Source organism: Mesorhizobium carmichaelinearum, assembly GCF_900199455.1.
GTDB lineage: Bacteria > Pseudomonadota > Alphaproteobacteria > Rhizobiales > Rhizobiaceae > Mesorhizobium > Mesorhizobium carmichaelinearum.
The window spans coordinates 14,479-33,204 of sequence record NZ_FZQR01000019.1 but is presented as its reverse complement, the minus strand read 5'-3'; the positions used below and the strand labels follow the sequence as shown (position 1 = coordinate 33,204).

At 64.1% G+C, this 18,726-nt stretch carries 21 protein-coding genes; 11 read left to right on the top strand and 10 right to left on the bottom strand.

The window, feature by feature from the left end; all coding sequences use genetic code 11:
* Nucleotides 1-2: 2 nt before the first annotated feature.
* Entirely contained in the window at nucleotides 3-482 is a 480-nt protein-coding gene (locus tag CKW40_RS31120) for an Lrp/AsnC family transcriptional regulator (protein ID WP_095203648.1), read from the bottom strand.
* Nucleotides 483-590: 108 nt separating this feature from the next.
* Here CKW40_RS31120 and CKW40_RS31115 point away from each other — a divergent pair, with 108 nt between their 5' ends.
* The gene (locus CKW40_RS31115) at nucleotides 591-1,124 is read left to right on the top strand and encodes an RBBP9/YdeN family alpha/beta hydrolase (protein ID WP_095203584.1); all 534 of its coding nucleotides are present in this window, start codon (nucleotides 591-593) and stop codon (nucleotides 1,122-1,124) included.
* 6 nt (nucleotides 1,125-1,130) lie between these two features.
* Here the strand turns inward: CKW40_RS31115 and CKW40_RS31110 are convergent, their stop codons facing one another.
* Nucleotides 1,131-1,730 carry a DUF922 domain-containing Zn-dependent protease gene (locus CKW40_RS31110; protein ID WP_095203647.1) on the bottom strand — a complete coding sequence of 200 codons (600 nt, stop codon included), beginning with the start codon at nucleotides 1,728-1,730 and terminating at the stop codon, nucleotides 1,131-1,133.
* A 110-nt stretch (nucleotides 1,731-1,840) separates the two neighbouring features.
* Here CKW40_RS31110 and CKW40_RS31105 point away from each other — a divergent pair, with 110 nt between their 5' ends.
* Nucleotides 1,841-2,338 (top strand): hypothetical protein, encoded by a 498-nt coding sequence (locus tag CKW40_RS31105; RefSeq protein WP_244571357.1) that lies wholly within the window; start codon nucleotides 1,841-1,843, stop codon nucleotides 2,336-2,338.
* A gap of 268 nt (nucleotides 2,339-2,606) precedes the next feature.
* On the opposite strand, the gene pdxR is transcribed toward CKW40_RS31105, so the two are convergent.
* Nucleotides 2,607-4,022 (bottom strand): MocR-like pyridoxine biosynthesis transcription factor PdxR, encoded by a 1,416-nt coding sequence (gene pdxR, locus CKW40_RS31095; protein ID WP_095203583.1) that lies wholly within the window; start codon nucleotides 4,020-4,022, stop codon nucleotides 2,607-2,609.
* A gap of 35 nt (nucleotides 4,023-4,057) precedes the next feature.
* Here pdxR and CKW40_RS31090 point away from each other — a divergent pair, with 35 nt between their 5' ends.
* Nucleotides 4,058-4,810 carry a pyridoxamine 5'-phosphate oxidase family protein gene (locus CKW40_RS31090; protein WP_179298181.1) on the top strand — a complete coding sequence of 251 codons (753 nt, stop codon included), beginning with the start codon at nucleotides 4,058-4,060 and terminating at the stop codon, nucleotides 4,808-4,810.
* A gap of 3 nt (nucleotides 4,811-4,813) precedes the next feature.
* On the opposite strand, the gene CKW40_RS44030 is transcribed toward CKW40_RS31090, so the two are convergent.
* Nucleotides 4,814-5,407 carry a hypothetical protein gene (locus CKW40_RS44030; RefSeq protein WP_179298179.1) on the bottom strand — a complete coding sequence of 198 codons (594 nt, stop codon included), beginning with the start codon at nucleotides 5,405-5,407 and terminating at the stop codon, nucleotides 4,814-4,816.
* Between CKW40_RS44030 and ybiA the strand changes: the two genes are divergently transcribed.
* From ybiA to CKW40_RS31065, 3 genes are all read left to right on the top strand, one after another.
* Nucleotides 5,330-5,875 (top strand): riboflavin biosynthesis intermediates N-glycosidase, encoded by a 546-nt coding sequence (gene ybiA / locus CKW40_RS31080; RefSeq protein ID WP_095203581.1) that lies wholly within the window; start codon nucleotides 5,330-5,332, stop codon nucleotides 5,873-5,875. The two genes, CKW40_RS44030 and ybiA, sit on opposite strands and share 78 nt — an antisense overlap.
* 368 nt (nucleotides 5,876-6,243) lie before the next feature.
* Nucleotides 6,244-6,696 carry a GNAT family N-acetyltransferase gene (locus CKW40_RS31070; RefSeq protein ID WP_095203580.1) on the top strand — a complete coding sequence of 151 codons (453 nt, stop codon included), beginning with the start codon at nucleotides 6,244-6,246 and terminating at the stop codon, nucleotides 6,694-6,696.
* A 133-nt stretch (nucleotides 6,697-6,829) separates the two neighbouring features.
* On the top strand, nucleotides 6,830-8,029 hold the full coding sequence (locus CKW40_RS31065; RefSeq protein ID WP_179298188.1) for an aminotransferase-like domain-containing protein: 1,200 nt from the start codon (nucleotides 6,830-6,832) through the stop codon (nucleotides 8,027-8,029).
* Nucleotides 8,030-8,049: 20 nt separating this feature from the next.
* On the opposite strand, the gene CKW40_RS31060 is transcribed toward CKW40_RS31065, so the two are convergent.
* The gene (locus CKW40_RS31060) at nucleotides 8,050-8,304 is read right to left on the bottom strand and encodes a hypothetical protein (protein WP_244571356.1); all 255 of its coding nucleotides are present in this window, start codon (nucleotides 8,302-8,304) and stop codon (nucleotides 8,050-8,052) included.
* Nucleotides 8,305-8,742: 438 nt separating this feature from the next.
* Here CKW40_RS31060 and CKW40_RS31055 point away from each other — a divergent pair, with 438 nt between their 5' ends.
* The 3 genes from CKW40_RS31055 (at nucleotide 8,743) to CKW40_RS31045 (ending at nucleotide 11,076) form a co-directional block, all read left to right on the top strand.
* On the top strand, nucleotides 8,743-9,258 hold the full coding sequence (locus CKW40_RS31055; RefSeq protein ID WP_095203577.1) for a hypothetical protein: 516 nt from the start codon (nucleotides 8,743-8,745) through the stop codon (nucleotides 9,256-9,258).
* An 85-nt stretch (nucleotides 9,259-9,343) separates the two neighbouring features.
* Complete coding sequence (locus CKW40_RS31050) at nucleotides 9,344-9,961, top strand: C39 family peptidase (protein WP_095203576.1); 618 nt, start codon at nucleotides 9,344-9,346, stop codon at nucleotides 9,959-9,961.
* Nucleotides 9,962-9,996: 35 nt separating this feature from the next.
* Nucleotides 9,997-11,076 carry a D-alanine--D-alanine ligase family protein gene (locus tag CKW40_RS31045; RefSeq protein WP_095203575.1) on the top strand — a complete coding sequence of 360 codons (1,080 nt, stop codon included), beginning with the start codon at nucleotides 9,997-9,999 and terminating at the stop codon, nucleotides 11,074-11,076.
* A gap of 199 nt (nucleotides 11,077-11,275) precedes the next feature.
* Here the strand turns inward: CKW40_RS31045 and CKW40_RS31040 are convergent, their stop codons facing one another.
* The 3 genes from CKW40_RS31040 to CKW40_RS31030 all read right to left on the bottom strand — a co-directional run bounded on the left by CKW40_RS31040 (nucleotide 11,276) and on the right by CKW40_RS31030 (nucleotide 13,779).
* Nucleotides 11,276-12,223 (bottom strand): oxidoreductase, encoded by a 948-nt coding sequence (locus CKW40_RS31040; RefSeq protein ID WP_095203574.1) that lies wholly within the window; start codon nucleotides 12,221-12,223, stop codon nucleotides 11,276-11,278.
* Nucleotides 12,220-13,089 (bottom strand): oxidoreductase, encoded by an 870-nt coding sequence (locus CKW40_RS31035; RefSeq protein WP_095203573.1) that lies wholly within the window; start codon nucleotides 13,087-13,089, stop codon nucleotides 12,220-12,222. Before CKW40_RS31035 ends, CKW40_RS31040 begins: the two co-directional genes overlap by 4 nt.
* A 120-nt stretch (nucleotides 13,090-13,209) precedes the next feature.
* Nucleotides 13,210-13,779, bottom strand: coding sequence for a TetR/AcrR family transcriptional regulator (locus CKW40_RS31030; RefSeq protein ID WP_095203572.1), 570 nt, complete (start codon nucleotides 13,777-13,779; stop codon nucleotides 13,210-13,212).
* A 175-nt stretch (nucleotides 13,780-13,954) separates the two neighbouring features.
* Here CKW40_RS31030 and CKW40_RS31025 point away from each other — a divergent pair, with 175 nt between their 5' ends.
* Both CKW40_RS31025 and CKW40_RS31020 read left to right on the top strand, forming a co-directional pair.
* Nucleotides 13,955-15,940, top strand: coding sequence for an AI-2E family transporter (locus CKW40_RS31025; protein ID WP_095203571.1), 1,986 nt, complete (start codon nucleotides 13,955-13,957; stop codon nucleotides 15,938-15,940).
* 157 nt (nucleotides 15,941-16,097) lie between these two features.
* Nucleotides 16,098-16,994, top strand: coding sequence for an aminoglycoside phosphotransferase family protein (locus CKW40_RS31020; protein ID WP_179298180.1), 897 nt, complete (start codon nucleotides 16,098-16,100; stop codon nucleotides 16,992-16,994).
* Between the two features lie 49 nt (nucleotides 16,995-17,043).
* Here the strand turns inward: CKW40_RS31020 and CKW40_RS31015 are convergent, their stop codons facing one another.
* Entirely contained in the window at nucleotides 17,044-17,919 is an 876-nt protein-coding gene (locus tag CKW40_RS31015; protein WP_244571355.1) for an aldose 1-epimerase, read from the bottom strand.
* 5 nt (nucleotides 17,920-17,924) lie between these two features.
* On the bottom strand, nucleotides 17,925-18,725 hold the full coding sequence (locus tag CKW40_RS31010) for a FadR/GntR family transcriptional regulator (protein ID WP_244571354.1): 801 nt from the start codon (nucleotides 18,723-18,725) through the stop codon (nucleotides 17,925-17,927).
* Nucleotide 18,726 lies beyond the last annotated feature (1 nt).

The window sequence follows — 18,726 nt, the reverse complement described above, 5'->3', positions numbered from 1 at the left end:
CGCTAACCGCCTGATCTCCGGATCAGCTCACGGCCGATCGGCTTTGGCGTCTCGCTGCGCAGCACCAGTGCCGTGGTGACCGCGCCATGGCGCGCCACGGCGTCGACGATGGTTTCAAGGTGGGCGGGCGAGGGCACGACCACTTTCAGGATGAAGCAGTCCTCGCCGGTCAGCCGGTGCACCTCGGTAATCTCGGGCATTTCGGCGAATTGCTTCAGGCAGGGGCGGATGTGCTCATGCGTGGTGCGCACGCGGATGATCGCCATCATGCCGAGGCCCAGCGCCGCCGGATCGATCACCGCGGTGTAACCGGCAATGACGCCGCGCTCCTCCAGCCGCTTGACCCGCTCGGAGGTGGCCGGCTGCGACAGGCCGATCCGGCGGCCAAGCTCCGATATGCCGATGCGGCCATTCTCCTGCATGGCCTCGACAATGGCGATGTCGGTCGGGTCGAGTGGGGCGCGCTCATCGCTGGTCTTCATGGTCACCTTGAATCCATCGGCAAGGATGTGATTTTTCCGATGGTTTCCCATTCTCCACGTCAGCGCAAGACGCCACCCTGCGCCATCAATCGATAGGAGCAAGGCGACATGACGCATTTCATCATCCTGCCGGGAAGCGGCGGTTCCGGCCCGGCGCACTGGCAATCGCGCTGGGAAGGCGCCGATCCGGCGATGCGGCGCTTCCAGCCGTCAAGCTGGGACCTGCCCGATTTCACCGACTGGCTGGCGGCGCTGGAGGCTGCGGTGATCGCGGCGCCGGAGCCGCCGGTGCTGGTCGCGCACAGCCTGTCCTGCCTGCTGATCGCGCATTGGCAGAAGATTTCGCAAAGGCCGGTCAAGGCGGCTTTGCTGGTCGCCGTTCCCGATCCGGCGTCGGCGGTCTTTCCCGGGTATGGCATGGCTTTCGCCGGAATTCCGCAGGGCAAGCTGCGCTTTGCCTCGCTGGTGGTGACCAGCGCCGACGACCCCTATGGCTCGGCGGAGTATGCGCAGGCGCGGGCGACGCAATGGGGCAGCCGCCTGGTCGTGATCGGGCCGTTCGGCCACATCAATGCCGATAGCGGCCTGGGCGATTGGCCGGAAGGTTTTGCGCTACTCGACGGGCTGGTTTCCGAGGCTTGATGGCGCTCAGCCGCCATTCACCAAAGCGAGGACAAGCTTCTGCAAATTGCCGCCCTGGCCGAGTTCGACACGGTCGAAATCGCGGCTGCCCTGTATCCTCGCCTTCGAGATCGCGTCGAGCCGACGGACCACCTCGGCCCTGGTCTTGCTGCATTTGGGATCGTCGGCGACGGTCAGCCCGTCTGTCGCGGCTTCGATGTCGTGGACCATCTGTATCATGCTGGCGCCATGCACCTTCTCATGGGCGCTGACGCCGGCGATGAACACTTCCCAGTTCTTCTGGACGGCCGGCGGCAGCGGCGCGGAAGGACTTGGCAAGGTGTAGGTGATGATCAGTTTCGGCTTCCCCGCCGTCAGCACGCAATCCTTGCCCCTGGGCTTGTAGTCCCTGACCCCCCAGGTCAGCTTGAAATTGGTGTAGGCGATCGCGCGGGTAATGCCGACATTCGGCCCGTTCTGGCCGATCGAGCGGTAGAGTTCCGGTCCCGACTGACCCGAAATGGCGTAGGTCTCGACTTTTTCGACCGGCTTCCATTCGGCATGGGCTGTGAGCGGCAAGGCCACCAGGGCGGCCAGCAGAAAACACAGACGAACGCAGGCTCTCAACACCGCTCTCTCCAAACCCGGATCACACGACCTTGCCGCAACGGGCAATGTCACGGGATCGCTTTTCCTATATGCTGCCGACGGGTGCTGCAATTGTCGGAGGGGAAGTCATGAGCGTTCGCTATCTCGTCGTCGCCGGTGCCGTGGCCGCATTGCAGGCCGCGCAGCCGGCCTTTGCCGCGTCCTGCGGCGGCTGGAGCGCGAAGATGGAGGAGGATGAAGGCGGCAAGGTGCTGACCGCCTCGGTCTGTGGCGGACCGAAGGGCGATGCCTATCTGATGCTGACCTGTTTCGACACGCCGGTGCTGAGCTACGATCTGGGCTCCAGCGGCCAGCAGACGGAGCCCGGCATCAGCGGCGCGTTCGACTTCAAGGCCGACGGCAAGACGGTGACCAAGACGCTGCAGCTCGAGGAAATGTACGGTTATTTCGTGGTCAATCTGGCCAAAGCCGATCCGCTTTTGGACCTGTTGCACTCGAAGGGCGATGTGACGGTCAGCGCTGCCAAATTTGGCGCGATCAGCTTTCCGCTGAAGGGATCGAGCGGGGCCATAGGCAAGGTGCTGGCGCAGTGCGGCAAGGCGAAGCCTGCTGCGGATGGGGATTAACCTCAGAGGGTTGCGCTGCCCCTCATTGTCCTGCCGGACGTTCGTCACTCGAAAAGCCAAGCAATTGGCTTTTCGTCCGCTTCGCGGACCGTTTCTCAACTCCCCGTATAGTGACGGGGAGAAAGGGGCTGTCATCGCAGATTTCGCCAATTGTCAGCGTCGCAGAAGAGGCGCCGAGGGTTGCGACAGCATTCTTCTCCCCGTCACTATACGGGGAGAAGGTGCCGGCAGGCGGATGAGGGGCGGCACGGTGTTCGCCTATTGTCACTCAATGCCCCATCACCCTACCCAGTCGCACCGTCGCCGCCCTCAACGCCTCATCCGAAAACCCGGAAAAGCCCAGCACCAGCCCGTGCCTCGGCGTCCCATCGATGAACATCGCGGACAGCGCCCGGGTGCCGACGCCCACCGCCTTTGCCGCCTCGACAATCACCGTGTCCGGCCCGCCGCCCTTCAGCATCGCCATCAGATGCAGCCCCTGTTCGGGCACCGTGACATCGAGCCTATCGCCGCAATGCGCCTCGAGGCCGGCCACCAGCACGTCGCGCGCGGCTTGCACACGGCGGCGCACGCGCCTGAGATGGGCGGCGAAATGGCCTTCGTTGAGGAGGTCGGTCAGCGCGCCTTCGGCGAGTGTCGAGGGGTAGCGGTCGGAGCGCGCCCGGACCGCCATGACGGCATCGAGCAGTGGCTCCGGCACCACGACATAGCCGATGCGCAGGCCGGGGAAGAGCACCTTGGAGAACGTTCCGAGATAGGCGACGCGGTTCGCGCCGTCCATGCCTTGCAGCGAGGTCAGCGGCGGGCCGGCGTAGCGGAACTCGCTGTCGTAATCGTCCTCGATGATCCAGGCATCGTTGCGTCGCGCCCAGTCGAGCAGGGCGAGGCGGCGGCGCATCGTCATCGTCACGCCGAGCGGATATTGGTGCGAGGGCGTGACATAGGCGGCGCGTGCCCTTGGGTAGAGACGCTCGCCGATTTCGGGATCGAGCCCTTCGGCATCGACCGGCACGGCGACAATCCTGGCACCGCTGCCCGCCAGCACCGCGTGCGCCATGGGATAGCAGGGATTTTCGATCCACACGGCGTCACTTGGCCGGATGGCGGCGCGCGCCAGCAGGTCCAGCCCTTGCTGCGTCCCCGAGGTCAGCAGGATCTGGCCGGCGTCGCAACGTACGCCGCGCGCGGTCCTGAGATAGGTTGATATCGCGGTGCGCAGCCCGATGCCGCCGCGCGGATCGCCATAGCGGAAATGCTCGGGGCCGGGGCGGGCGAGGTGACGCGACAGCAGGATGCGGAACAGGTTGAGCGTGCGCGGGTCGGACACCGCCACGCCAAGGCCGCAAGGCAGCGAGGTGGCGGCATCGATCTCGGGCGGACGCGGCTTGACCAGTGTTGTCGGCAGATGCGGCACGTCGGGCGCGACGAAGGTTCCAGCGCCGACCTTGGCTGTTGCAAAGCCTTCCGAGATCAGCATTTCGAAACAGGCAACCGCCGCCGAGCGCGACAGGTCGAAGCGCCGGGCAAGGTCGCGCGTGGTCGGCAGCTTGGCGCCAGCGGCCAGCGCGCCGGTCTCGATCAGCCGCCGCAGTGCCGCATAAAGCTCGCGGCTGCGCGGGCCGTCGCCCGGCAGGACCGGGATCAGCGCCGACCAATCCGACATATTGGTCTGATTTTTATCCATTGGATTGGTCCTTTTATCGACCAATATCACAGCGCATGGTTGGCAGACCAGAGACAAGGATGCAAGCCGTGAACGACGTCGCCGCCAGCTTTCCGACCACCAGCCGCAACCGGGTCAAGCGCCTGCATGAGCGCGGCAGCTACGATCATGCGGCCGTCTTCGCGGTGCTGGATGCCGGGCTGCTGTGTCACGTCGCCTACACGTTCGACGGCCAGCCCTATTGCACGCCGACCATCCACTGGCGCGAGGGCGACATGCTCTACTGGCACGGCTCGTCCGCCAGCCGCATGCTGCGCCAGCTGCGCGGCGGCACGCCGGCCTGTCTGACGGTGTCGCATCTCGACGGGCTGGTGCTGGCGCGCACCGGCTTCAACCATTCCGCCAACTACCGCTCGGCGATGTGTTTTGGCACGGCGCGCATCGTCGACGAGCCGGACGAGAAGATGAAGGCGCTGGCCGGCGTCGTCGACCGCTTCTACCCCGGCCGCAGCGAAACCTTGCGGCCGATCTCGGCGCAGGAAGCCAAGGCGACTGCGGTGATCGGCATGCGCATCGAGGAGGCATCGGCCAAAGTGCGCGCCAAGGGCGTCGCCGATGACGCGGAGGATTATGGCCATCCGGTCTGGGCCGGAGTCATCCCGGTGCGGACAGTGATTGGCGCGGCCGAGCCGTGTCCGAGGCTGCTGCCTGGCATCGAGCGGCCGGGGAACCTGGCTGGATATGCCGAGGGGGAAAGGCTGGACCGGGCGCTGATGCAGGCGCAGAGGGTGTATGAGGGCGAAGTTTAGCGATCAAAGCCGCTGGGTTCGCACCAAGATGCGGCCGTAATCCGGATCGTCGATCTCGGCGAACTCATGGGTGCGAAGGAAACGTTGCAGACGCGGATTGGGCTTGGCGCATGTGGCGGCATGCACATTCCAGCGGACTGTGCTGAACTGTCGTTCGATGGCAAAGGCGCGGGTATGCTTCCAAAGGACGAGCAGAACGCCTTCGCCGCCACCGTCGATATGGGCAAGGTTGACCAGCAGCGTGCCGTCGCGCCGGTTGAATTCGGCGAGCACGGTGGCGCTGCCCATGGTGAACGAGATAGGCCGACCGAAGGCCAGAAGTGCGTCCTGGTCTGCATGTGGCATGGTGCGCAGGTCCTCCAGGGAGGTGCCTTCGATTTCGATCCGGGCTGATTGGCTCATAATTGCAGGCCGTTGTTCGTGAGGTCGTACTGATACCGGTAGTGCCATGACGAGAGCAATGCGGACCATAGCGATCTGTATTGACAAGTCACCCGCCGGCTCTGTTCTGTCGCACCCATGATTTACGATCGTTCCGCACTCGAAGACGCCTTCCGGGCAAAATCCCGGCTCAAGTTCCTGTTCTTCTGGGGACATCAGCCCTCCAAGGACGGCAGCATCACCGCGTCCTGTTTCAGCCAGTGGTGGCAGGCGCCCTTTACAATGGCGGGGCGGAGCTATCCAACAGCGGAACATTGGATAATGGCCGAGAAGGCGCGGCTGTTCGGCGATGACGAGACGGCCGCGCAGATCCTGCAGGCGGGAAGCCCGAAGCAGGCAAAGCAGTTCGGCCGGCAGGTGCGCGGTTTCGACGAAGCCAGATGGGACGCCGAAAAGCGGCGCATCGTAGGCGAGGGGAGTTTCGAGAAATTCCGGCAGAACGCCGCCCTGCGCACATATCTGCTGTCGACCGGCGAGCAGGTTCTGGTCGAGGCGAGCCCGATGGACCGTGTGTGGGGCATCGGGCTGGCCGCCGACGACAAGAAAGCCGCGAACCCGCTTTTGTGGCGGGGCGACAACCTGCTGGGGTTTGCGCTGATGCAGGCACGCGACCGATTGCGTTGAACAATGGCCGAAGCTGGTCGGCTGTGTCGAGGGCGAGGAACTGATCCGGCGCTGGACGCAGGCCTGCATGGAGGGCGCCATGCTTGCGAGGCTGGCGCTGCCCCTCATTGTCCTGCCGGACATTTCTCCCCGTAAACGGGGCGAAAGGGCTGGCCCGCGTCGCTGGCGCCTTCTCCGCAACGTTGGCGATTGGCGAAATCGGCGATGAGGGCGTCCTTCTCCCCGTCACTATACGGGGAGAAGATGCCGGCAGGCAGATGAGGGGCGGCGCCTGCTTTCGCTAATTTATCCACTCCCGAGCTTGGCTGGCCAAGCTCGCATCTTGATACGATATTGCCGCCACCACTGCCGCGCGCTATCCCGGCGCCATGATCACCTTCCGCCGTGCGCAAGCCTCCGATCTCCCCGCAATCGTCGCCATGCTGGCCGACGATCCGCTTGGTGCCACCCGCGAGGATGCCTCCTTGCCGCTGGCGCAGGGCTATCTCGACGCCTTCGCCGCCATCGATGCCGATCCCAACCAGTTGCTCGCGGTGGCCGTGGATGGCGCCGAGGTGATCGGCACGTTGCAGATCACCTTCCTTGCCGGGCTGTCGCGCAAGGGCGCCTGGCGCGGGCAGATCGAGGCGGTGCGGGTCGCCGGCCACCGGCGCTCGGGCGGCATCGGCCGGCTGATGTTCGAATGGGCGATCGATCAATGCCGGTCGCGCGGCTGCAGCCTCGTGCAACTGACCACCGACAAGGGACGGGCGGACGCGCATCGCTTCTATGAAGGCCTTGGCTTCACCGGCAGCCATATTGGTTACAAGAAAACCTTGTAGCCGTTCCGCCCCAACAGCGGCTGGCGTATACCGCAAGAGCTTCAGGCACTATTCAAATTGCCTGATAAAGCGGATATAGGTCAGCTACATTGACCTATATGAAAATTGTCCGGGGAGGCGCGACTTGACCCTTATGAACCTCTTGGCTTCGCGCTCGTCGCGCATGAAAGCCTCCGAAATCCGCGAGCTGTTGAAGCTGCTCGACCAGCCGGACATCATCTCGTTCGCCGGCGGCATTCCCGATCCGGCGCTGTTTCCGGCCGAGGCGATCCGCGATGCCTACGCCGAGGTGCTGGGCGGCGCGGAGGCGGGGGCGGCGCTGCAGTACCAGGTCTCGGAAGGCTATTTGCCGCTGCGCCGTTGGCTCGCCGGGCAGATGGGCAAGCTCGGCGTCGCTTGCGACGAAGCCAACATCTTCATCACCTCCGGCTCGCAGCAGGCGCTGGATTATCTCGGCAAGCTGTTCCTGTCGCCCAATGACACCGCGCTGGTGACATGGCCGACCTATCTTGGCGCGCTGCAGGCGTTTAACGCCTATGAGCCGCGCTACGACCGGCTGCGGCCGGAAGGCGGCAACATGACGCCGGATGCCTATCGCGCGGCGGCTGCCGCCAATGGCGGCAAGGTCAAGTTCGCCTATCTGGTGCCCGATTTCGCCAACCCGACCGGCAACACGCTGGATAAAAAACAGCGCGAAGCGGTGCTCGACCTTGCCGGTGAACTCGACATCGCCGTGATCGAGGACGCCGCCTACCGGGCGCTGCGCTATGACGGCGAGGGCGTGCCGCCGATCCTGGCGCTCGACTGTGCGCGCTCCGGCGGCATCGACAAGGCGCGCACGCTCTATTGCGGCTCGTTCTCGAAAATCCTGTCGCCGGGCATGCGCGTCGGCTGGGTCTGCGCGCCGCGTCATGTGGTGGAAAAACTGGTGCTGATGAAGCAGGCCTCCGACCTGCACAGCCCGTCGATCAACCAGCTGGTCATGCACCGCGTCGCCGAGGCCGTGTTCGACGGCCAGGTCGAAAAACTCATCGGCGCCTATCGCGAGCGCCGCGACGGCCTGCTCGGCGCGCTCGAAGCCAACATGCCTGACGGCGTGACCTGGAGCCGCCCGGAAGGCGGCATGTTCGTCTGGGCGACGCTGCCGGAAGGGGCTGATGCCACCGAGCTTTTGGCGCGGTCGGTGAAGGAAGCGCGCGTCGCCTTCGTGCCTGGCAACGCTTTTTACGCCGACGGCACCGGGCGCAACACGCTGCGGCTGTCCTTCACGCTGGCCGACCGCCGCGCGGTGACCGAGGGCATTCCGAGGTTAGCGGCGCTGCTGAAGGGGTGAGTTCGGCGCCGCCGGTGTCCCTATGCCGCCACGTTCAAGAGCTGCCTGAGATTGGAAAGCCTGACGCGCGTCAACTCGCGTAGCGATTTCTGGGATCCTGCCTCGCCGGTTTCGACGACGAAGACCAAGGTCTTGAAGTCAAGCATGAAGTCGTCGATGGCTGCAGTCACTTCCTGCGATTTGCCCTCGAACCGGCGCAGCAAGGCGTTCGCTTCGTCGATGCCATCGCTGCCGGCGCTATCGAGCAGCGCTTCGAGCCTCTGAAAACTGTCCAATTCAAGTCCTCCCGACCGCGCCACAAAACTCGGCCGGCAGTGGAAGGTTCCAGTGGGACGTGGTCCCGCGAAAAGAAATCGCTGTTACCGCTGAATTCCGTGGAATTGAACGAGCCGCTGGCATTCTTTTGTTTCGGGTGGAACCTCCGCGGTCAATAAAAGTTGTCACCACGTCTGATCCCCCGTCAGACATGTGAAAGCTGGAAATCAGCTTTCCAAAAGCCCGCCGGAACCCCCCTCCCGGCGGGCTTTCGTTTGCAAGGTGAGACTCCGGCGGCCGGACTTGTGGGGGATGGTGCTTTGCGTTGCCAGATTGGTGGCCCCAATGCTAACCGTGCAAATGGCGACGGGAATCGGCATCGAGGCAACGCGTGCCAAAAATTGCTCAATAGAACTCCCAAACTGACATCCATTACCCTACGGTCGAGGAATAGTTTTATGCAAAACCCGACCAGGGCGATCTGTGCGGCCGCGCTTCTACTTGCGGTCGGGGCCACGGGTCTGCCTAATATATCATCTGTTGCTTATATTTCGTCGGCGCAGGCTCAGGAGGAATATCTCCCGACCGAGAAGGACTTTGTCGGTAAATGGACGCTCAGTGGCTCCGCCATCCGGCCGCCGCGCGACATGACGGATGCGCCGACGCCCGAACAGGAGGCTGCCGCCACCGAGTTCCAGCAGACGGTGGCCGCGTTCTACGGCGCGTTCGACTATCTCGAGATCACGGCCGACGGCCGCTACAATTTCCACCAGCCGGGCGACCCGGCGTCGGGCGCCTGCGTCTGGTGCGGAACCTGGTCCTTCAGCAAGAGCTCGCTATGGCTCAAGCTGGACACAGCGCCCCGGCTCGACATCTACGCCAAGGACGGCGATATCCAGATGACCTACACCGCCGAGCCCGACGATAAATCGAAATACGCCTGGCTGGTCTTCGGCTGGACGAAGGCCGAGTAGGCGGGGCGTCACTCACATTTAAGCGGCTTTTCATCAATCTCGTATTCTCGTATACGAGATTGATGCGAGCAGCCCGAGAATCCGTATGAGCCCGTTGCCTGAAGCCGTGCCGTTTTTCAGCCAGTGGGAAACGCCCGACATGACGCTGGCCGTGCTCGCCGATGGCGCCGAGGCCGCGCTCAGGCGCGATCCGCTGTGGCAAGGGTCAGGCGCGGAGAGCCTCGACGAATACGCGGTCTGGGCCGCCAACATCTGCGGCATGGCGTGCCTGAAAATGATCCTGGCAACGCGCGGCGAGATCGTGCCGACGATCGAACTGGCGAAACGCTGCACTGGATATGGCGGCTATGCCGTCAATGAAGATTCGATCAAGGGGCTGATCTACGCGCCCTTCGTCACCTTCGTGAAGGCGGAATTCGGCCTGGAGGCGCAGGTGATGACCAATGTCGCGACGTCCGACATTCCGGCGATTCTTGGCCGGTCACGGTTCTTCATCGTTTCGGTCAGCAGCGCGATTCGCTGGCCTGAGCGCGAGCCGCCGTCGAAGGGCGGCCATCTGGTGCTGGTCACCGCGGCTTCGGATGAGGGTTTTCGCTTTCACAACCCATCCGGCCATACCAGCGCCACACAGGCCAACGCAGTGTTGGCGCCAGCCGATTTCGATCGTTTCTTTGCCAATCGCGGCATTGCCGTCACCATTTGATTTCGAGGGGTTTCGATGACTGGGAAGACTTTTCAATGAAGGATAGGATCAGGGTCGCCATCCTCTATGGTGGGCGCTCGGCCGAGCATGACGTGTCGCGCCTGTCGGCGGCCAATGTGCTGAAGGCGATCGACCGGACGCGCTACGAGGTGGTCCTGGTCGCCATCACCAGAGACGGCAGATGGCTGCTGCAACATTCGTCCGAGCCTGGCGCCGATGGGGCAGGGGCTGCCGTGTCGGAGGATGGCTTGGAAGTCGCCCTATTGCCCGGCGGCAAGGGCCGGCTGGTGGCGGTGTCACGCAACGGAGCACTGCCTGATCCCGTCGATGTCGTCTTTCCCGTGCTGCACGGGCCGTTCGGCGAGGACGGTTCGGTGCAAGGCTATGCCGAGGTCGCCGATGTCGCCTATGTCGGCTGCGGCATCCTGGCTTCCGCCGCCGCCATGGACAAGGATGCCGCCAAGCGGCTGATGCGCGAGGCCGGGCTTGCCGTTGCCCGTTCCATCACCTTGCGGCGCGGCGAGACCGTGGCTTTCGAGGATGTCGCGGCACGGCTCGGCCTGCCGGTCTTCGTCAAGCCGGCGCGCCAGGGCTCGTCCTTCGGCGTGAGCAAGGCGGCCGACAGCGCCGGCTTCACGGCGGCCGTCACGGCGGCGTTCCGGCATGACAGCAAGCTGCTGGTGGAGGAATTCGTCGCCGGCCGCGAGATCGAGTGTTCGGTGCTGGAGCGCGCCGACGGTTCAATCACGGTGTCGCCGCCCGGCGAAATCATTCCGGCCGACAAGCATGGCTTCTACACCTATGAGGCGAAGTATTTCGACGCCGACGGCGCGGTGGTTAAGGTGCCCGCCGATGTCCCGGCGGATGTCGTTGCCAGCACGGCGGAGATGGCCACGCAGGCTTTCCGGGCGCTCGGCTGCGAGGCCATGGCGCGCGTCGACTTCTTCCTGCGCGCCGACGGTTCGCTGCTGGTCAACGAGGTCAACACGCTGCCCGGCTTCACCGATATTTCTATGTACGCCAAGGCGCTGGCGGCGATCGGCATTGGTTACAGCCAGGTCATCGACGTGCTGATCGAGCATGCGCTGGCGAGGCATGCGGCGAGGACGGTCTGAGGCCCTCCGAAATTCCGTTCCAGGATCGTTTCAAGGAATTCGGAGTGGTTTGCCGACGCGTCAATCTCACCAGCGCCGCTGGCCACTTGCGCTGCGAAAAACGGCAAAAACATCGGCAAAGATACGAGCGAAATTTGTGGTATGCTCTTGAGATAGATAGCCGATACCCGACGCGGACATCGGCAAATAGGCGCTGTCCTCAAGCCGCACCCGGCCACCTCACACCAATCAACTCCTCCGAAACATCCCAAAGCCTTGCGGCAACAGCGGTGTCGCGCGCGTGCCTGCCGATCCTGGCCTCGCCGACCGCGCCCTTCATTTCGAACAGACCTTGCGGACCGTAATAGCCGGCCGGTTTCGCGTCCGGCGCTGTCGCGGCGAACAGCGTCGGCAGCGCGCCCTCGGCGGCCGATTGCGAAAGAACCGGCGCGAGCAGCACGCCAAGCCAATCGAACGGTGACGACCCGCCGTCACGGCCCAGGCGCGGGCCGCTGGTCTGCAGGTCGGTGAGGGCGTAGCCGGGGTGTGCCGCATTGCTCAGCAGGCCCCAGCCATTGGCATCGCTGCGGCGCTGCAGTTCGAAGGCGAACAGGATCATGGCGAGCTTGGACTGCGCATAGGCCGCCCAGGGTCGGTAGCGCTTGTGCCATTGCAGATCGTCGAAATGGATCGCCGCCTGGATGCGGTGGGCGCCGCTGCTGAGATTGACGACGCGCGTTCTGTTGCCTTTGCTCAGCATCGGCAGCAGGCGGCCGGTCAGGGCGAAATGGCCGAGATAATTGGTGCCGAATTGCAGTTCGAAGCCGTCGGCGGTTTCGTGGCGGGCCGGCGGGGTCATCACGCCGGCATTGTTGACCAGGAGGTCGATCGCCTCCCATTCGCCGGCAAGCTGGCTGGCGAAGGCTTCGACCGAGGCCAGGTCAGCAAGGTCGAGATGGGCATAGCGCACGGCAGCACCCGGAGCGGCGGCCTGGACGCGGCTCAGCGCATCCTTGCCCTTGGCTTCGTTGCGTCCGGTCATCAGCACGTCCGCACCGGCCTGCGCGAGCGCCAGTGCGGTCTCGTAACCGAGGCCGCCTGTGGCGCCGGTGATCACCACCTTGCGTCCCCGCTGGGGCGGGATGTCCTGCGTGGTCCAGGCGCTCATGACTGGCTCCCGCGCGACAGGAATGAGAGGTCGACGCCCTCTATATCGATGGAGGTGCTGACCGGCGCCCATTCCTTCGCCGCCTGCTGGCGCGCTGCTTCCGCCTGGGCAAAGACATGCAAGGCGTCGCTGCCGAGGATCAGGTGGGCGGGCAAGGTATCGCGCGTGGTGAGATCGACGACGATTTCGGCAACCTTTCGCGGGTCGCCGATGGCATTGCCGACATAGGCCTTGAGCATGCCGAGGATGGCGCCGACGGTTGGTTCATAATCCTGCAGCAAGGCCGGGGCATTGGCCATGGCGGTGGCGCCCCAATCGGTGCGCATGCCGCCCGGCTCGACCGAGATGATCTTGACGCCGAAGGGGGCGAGTTCCAGCGCCAGGACTTCGGTGAGACCGCCCACCGCCCATTTGGCCGCCTGGTAGGCGCTGAGGCCCGGTGTGGCTGTCCGGCCGCCGACCGAGGAGATGTTGATGATGTGGCCCGAACGCTGGGCGCGCATGGCGGGAAGCGCGGCGCGGGTGAGGTTGACGACGCCGTAGAGATTGGTGTCGATCTGCGCCCGGAAATCGGCCGCTTCGGTCTGCTCGAAGGGGCTGATATGGCCGAAGCCGGCATTGTTGACGAGGACGTCGAGGCGACCGAACGTCTCCACGGCAAAGTCCACCGCGGCCTGCGCGGCGGTGGCGTCGGTGACATCAAGCGCAAAGCCGCGCAGACGCCCGGGGTAGCGGCTTTCAAGATCGGCGAAGCGGGCGACATCGCGGGCGGTCGCCACGACGCTGTCGCCGGCGGCAAGGGCTGCCTCGGTGATATCGCGCCCGAGTCCGCGGGCGCTGCCGGTGATCAACCAGATTTTGGGCATTGTCTTGTCCTTTCAGGGAGTTATCATATAAAAGAGTGAGTAGGCACTCATTCTTGTGGTTGAATTGATGGTGTCTTTCGGTGGTTTGCTTCGGTGCCGTTTGAGATTGTGCCTGGGCCGCTACTTCGAGATGCCGTTCCAGAAGAAGGTGAAGCCGGCCTGTTTGTAGTGTTCGCGCTGCCGTGGATCCTGGGCGATGAATTCGAGCGTTGTCTCCGCGAGCGCCTCGAAAATGCCTCCGGCAAAATTCATCGAGCAGCCCTTCAGCCCGCCGTCGACAAGGCTTTCCTCGATCATCGCGTTGATGTCGCCGAAGGCCGCGTTGCCCTGCTGCCTGCTCTGCTCGGTGATCCGCTCGGAAACGCCGAGCTGGCGCATGGCCTTGCGCTTCATCGGATATTCCGCTCCCCAGTCGATGAAGTTGTTCCAGACATGGCGGCAGCGCTCGCGCAGGCTGGCCTGCGACGGATACGACATCAGCAAGGCCTTGCCGAGATCGGCCTTGATCTCGAGGTAGAGCTGATTGAGCAGCTCATCCTTGCTGGCGAAATAGTTGAAGAGCGTGCCTTCGGAGAGACCGGCATCCCTGGCGATCTTCGCCGTGGCCGCACTTGTTCCAAGCGTCGCCACCAGGGCGGTGGCCGATGCCAGGATTGCGTCGCGCTTTTCTTCGCTGAGGGGGCGGGCCATGCTGGAACCAGTTTGAGTGAGTGGTCACTCATTTATGGAGACGTGCACAAAATGTCAAGGATGGCGGAGCCATCCGGATTGTTGCCCGTTGAGTATCAGCGCCTTGCCGTTGGCGAAGGTTGCACGCCGGCTCAATATATCAGACCATGCTGTTGGCAGGGGGAGACATCAAAGAGTGGCCAATCGTCGAAACGGCACGGCGTCGGCGCCTCAAGGGCTGGACGACATTCTTGCGGCCGCCGCGCCCCATCCGCGAACCGTGTTGCCCAATGTGGCGACCACCGTCACGACGGTGGCGGCGCTGTATTTCGGGCGCGAGGTTTTCCTGCCGATCGCCATCGCGCTGCTTTTGACCTTTGCGCTGGCGCCGCTGGTCTCGGCGCTCAAACGGGTCGGCATTCCCCGGATCGCCGCGGTCATCGCCAGTGTGCTCGGCGCCTTCGCGGCACTTGCCCTGTTCAGCTTCATCGTCGCTACCCAGGTCAGCGAATTGGCGCAAAACATCCCGGTCTACCAGACCAACATCCTGACCAAGATCCGCTCGCTCAAGCAAACCGGCGTCGGCGGCGGGATCATTTCGCGGTTGAGCACCGTGGTCGAGCGTGTCGGCCAGGAGATCGACAGGCAGGACGCCACGCTGCCGGCTGCCACGCCGGACAAGCCACTGCGCGAGCCGGTGCCGGTCGAGATCGTGTCGCGCGAAAGGCCGCTCGAAGTCCTGCAGAACATCGTCGGTCCGCTGATCAGTCCGCTCGGGTCCGCAGGCCTGATCATCGTCGTCGTCATCTTCATGCTGCTCGAGCGGGAGGATTTGCGCGACCGCTTCATCCGGCTTGTCGGCTATGGCGACCTGCACCGCACCACCGAGGCGCTTCGCGATGCCGGCAAGCGTGTGGGTCGCTATCTCTTGATGCAATTGGTCGTCAACATCGTCTACGCCATACCGATTGCGATCGGCCTGTGGATCCTCGGCATCCCCAATGCCTTGCTGTGGGGGCTGCTGGCGCTGGCGCTGCGTTTCGTTCCCTATATTGGCCCGGTCATCGGCGCGTTGCTGCCGTTGTTCCTGGCGCTGGCCGTGGCCCCCGGCTGGGAGCTCGTCGCGTGGACGGCCGCCCTGTTCGTGGTGATGGAGTTGGTCACCGGCAACGTCGTCGAACCCTGGCTTTACGGGTCGCGAACCGGGCTGTCGCCGCTGGCGATCATCGTTGCGGCGATCTTCTGGACGTGGCTGTGGGGACCGCTCGGGCTGGTGCTGTCGACGCCGCTCACCGTCTGCCTGGTGGTGCTGGGCAGGCATGTGCCGCAGTTTGAATTCCTCGACGTGCTGTTCGGCAACGAGCCGGTGCTCGAACCGCATGCGCGCCTCTACCAGCGGCTGCTTGCCGGCGATCCGGACGAAGCCACCGACCATGCCGAAGAGATGCTCGAGGAAAAATATCTGGTCGAATTCTACGACGAGGTGGCCATCCCGGCGCTTCTGCTGGGCGAGCGCGACCGCGTGCGCGGCGTCATGGGCGACCTGCAGAGGCGGCAAGTGGCGGCCAGTGCGCTGACGCTGGTGGCCAATCTGGAAGACGATGCGAAGGAGGAAGCGGCCGAGGATGAAAGCCCACACATCTCCGGGGAGGCGGACGAGCCCGGCGATGCCGTTGGCGAGGACGCGGCCGAACTGCCCGACGGCACGGGTATGTCGGTGCTTTGCGCCGGCGGGCGAGGGGAACTCGACGATGCCGCCGCAGCAATGCTGGCGCAGGTGCTGGAAGTCCAGGGCGCGACCGCGTCGAAAGTTGGCTTTGCCGACATGGAACCCGCCAGCATCCGCCGGCTCGAGCTCGAAACCATCGACGCCGTGGTGGTCGGCTTCCTCAACCGCGATTCCGTCAAGCACGCCCGCTTCCTGGTTCGCCGGCTGAAGCGGGCGAAGGCCGCACTTCGGGTGGGGATCGTGTTCTGGTCGGAGACCGGCAACGACGACAAGGAAGCGGCGGCCAAACTGGCCCAGGACATCAACGCGGATTTCGTCGCGCATGGCATGGTCGACGCCGTCACGGGCGCGCTGTCGACCGAGCCGCCGGTTGCCCTCAAACTCGTCGCCAAACGCCGCATGCGCCGGCAGCGGGCTGCGCCGAGGAAGGTGGCGGCCGCGGCGGCGGGTTAGGGGCGAAACCCGATCACTGCGAGTGCGCTGGTGGGGATGCGTTTCACCGAAGACGTCCGCCGCAAGGTCGCGTCCGACTTCAGAAGCCGATATTCCGATCTCTGTTGCGCATTCGGCGCTTTTGCCCTTGATGTCGAGTTCGGCAGGACGAGAACTCATGATGCATGACGATCAGGTGAATATCGACATCGATATCGCCCGCCAGATGATCCACGATCAGTTTCCCCAGTATCGTCATGAGGACATCACCTCAGTTGGATCGTCGGGAACCGTCAACGCCATCTTCCGCATTGGCTCTAAGAGCGCTGCGCGGTTCCCGCTGCGGGCGATGAAGCCGGCCGACTGCGCCGATATGCTTCGGTCGGAGGCCGCTGCCATGGTCGAGATCGGAGAACATTGCTTATTTCCGACGCCGCAACCGATTGGGCTCGGCGAGCCCGGTCCTCGATATCCAATGCCATGGGCATTGCAGACGTGGATCGAAGGCGAGGTTGCCACGCCACACGGGCTAAGTGGATCGACGACGTTCGCCCTTGACCTTGCACACCTCGTGGCATCGTTGCGCCAGGCGGACACTCGGGGTCGACGCTTCGACGGGCAAGGACGTGGTGGACATCTCCCCGATCATGACGATTGGATGGCCGTTTGCTTTGAAAACAGCGAGGGCCTTCTTGATGTGGCTCGACTGCGCGATCTGTGGGCCTGGTTCCGGGAGTTGCCCTTCGCTGGGCCTGTCGTGATGAGTCATAAGGACCTTATCCCACCAAACCTTCTCGTGCAGGGCGAGCGTCTTGTCGGAGTGCTTGATGGCGGCAGTTTCGGACCAGCCGATCCGTCGCTGGATCTGGTGGTCGCGTGGCATCTTCTCGACCACGAGCGAAGGGCGACCTTTCGGAGCGGCCTTCAAGTCGAGGACCTCTTGTGGAAGCGCGGTGCTGCCTGGGCATTCCAGCAGGCCATGGGTCTCGTCTGGTATTACCGTCGCACTAACCCAGCCATGAGTGCGCTGGGGCGCAGCACGCTCTCTCGCATTCTCGACGATCCTGACATCTGAGCCCTGGTTGTCGGCGCGCGCCGGGCACGCCGCGGCCATGCTGGTCGCTCTATATGACAGCGAAGCTGCAACCGGCCACCAGGCTCTCGCCAGGGCCAAGCACCGACAATCCGTTCCACTTGTCGACCGAACCGCGGTTGTGGGCATCCACGGCATGACTGACCGGCTCGAAACAGACGAAGTCGCTCGCCTGCGATGGCGAATAGATGAGATAGAAGCTCAGGGCCGGGGACGCTTCGATCCTGAGGCCGCGATTTTGCTCTGGCCAATATAGGGAAGCGACGCCGGCCCAGCCGGCAAAGGCATTGTTGATCCAACCGCTGGGCAAGGCGGCCGGCGCGGCGAAATCCCAATCGGGACAGGTTGCGACATCCTCGAACCTGTCGGGGAGATGGCTGGGCAGTTCGAGGCAAACCTGTGACGCTGGGGCGTGAAGCGTTGTCTGGGCCGTTCTTGGCAACCACGGATGGATGCCAAGCCCGAACGGCAGCCTGACCGGCGCCCTGTTGAGGACCTGAAGCCGCAGATCGAGCGCCCGTTCGGTCAGGGCGTAAGCCACCTCGGCGCGATACCGATATGGGCCGGGTCCTTCGCTGACGAGCGACAGCCTGGCTTTGTCCGGCATCAAGGAGTCGACGTCCCATGCGCTTGAAAATCCATTGCCGTGAATGGGAAAGGGCTCGCCGGCAACGTTGGGGAGCAATTCGTGGAATGTGTTGTCGAAGGTGAAGCCGCCGCCCGAGATGCGATTTGACCATGGCACAAGCAGGTTGCAGGCGAGATCAAATGGGTTCGTGCTGCCGCCGTCAGGCCATGGCCTGAACAGCGGCGCGCGGCCACGGTCGAACCGCGCCAGACCGGCGCCAAGCGACGGCACGATTTCGGCGGACAGGTCGCCATTTCGAATTTCAATGGTCCGGATCATCGAACTCAGTTGGGATCGGCACTGGCAGTGGGGACCGGCTGTTGGTGACGGCCCTTGCGAGCGACAGCGAGAAGGTCGTTCGAGGCGATGCCGATCAGCGCTTTCATCTGGTCGTGAGCGTCGTCGACCCTGCGCATGCGGATTGCCTCCAGCACATCGCCATGGGCGCTGAGCGTCTGCTGATAGTTGGCGGTGGCCGATGTGGTCAGTCGGAAAGAGAAGCTGAGTGCGGCTGCGAGCATATTGCCAAGATTGGCGAAAACCGGGTTGCGGCTGGCGCGCAGGATGGCGGTATGAAAGCGGACATCGGCATCAAGACAGGCCGCGAGGTCGTCCTCCGGCGCAATGCGCATGGCCTCATAGGCGGCTTCGATCACCGCGAGATCGCCCGAGGTCGCCATCCTGGCCGCAAGCTGGGCGGCGGCTGGCTCGATGACCAGCCGCGCCTCGATCAAGCCGCGGACGAAATCGAGATCAGGCTCGATATCGCGCATCCATTCGAGAACCTGCGCATCGAGCCTGTTCCATTCGCTCGACACGCGCACACGCGTGCCGGCCCGCTTGCGCGCCTCGATCAGTCCCTTGGCCGAAAGTGTCAGCAGCGCATCGCGAAGTGCTGTGCGGCTGGCGCCGTAGATGACGCACAGTTCAGCCTCCGTCGGCAGGACCGCGTGCTGCGCGTAGGTGCCGGCGAGAATGCGCTGTCCGAGATCGCGTGCGATGCGATCCTTCAGGGACGAATTGGCGCCATCCCCGGCAGGGAGGTCCTGCTTGCCTTGATCGATTTCAGCGGTCGCCGCGCCCATC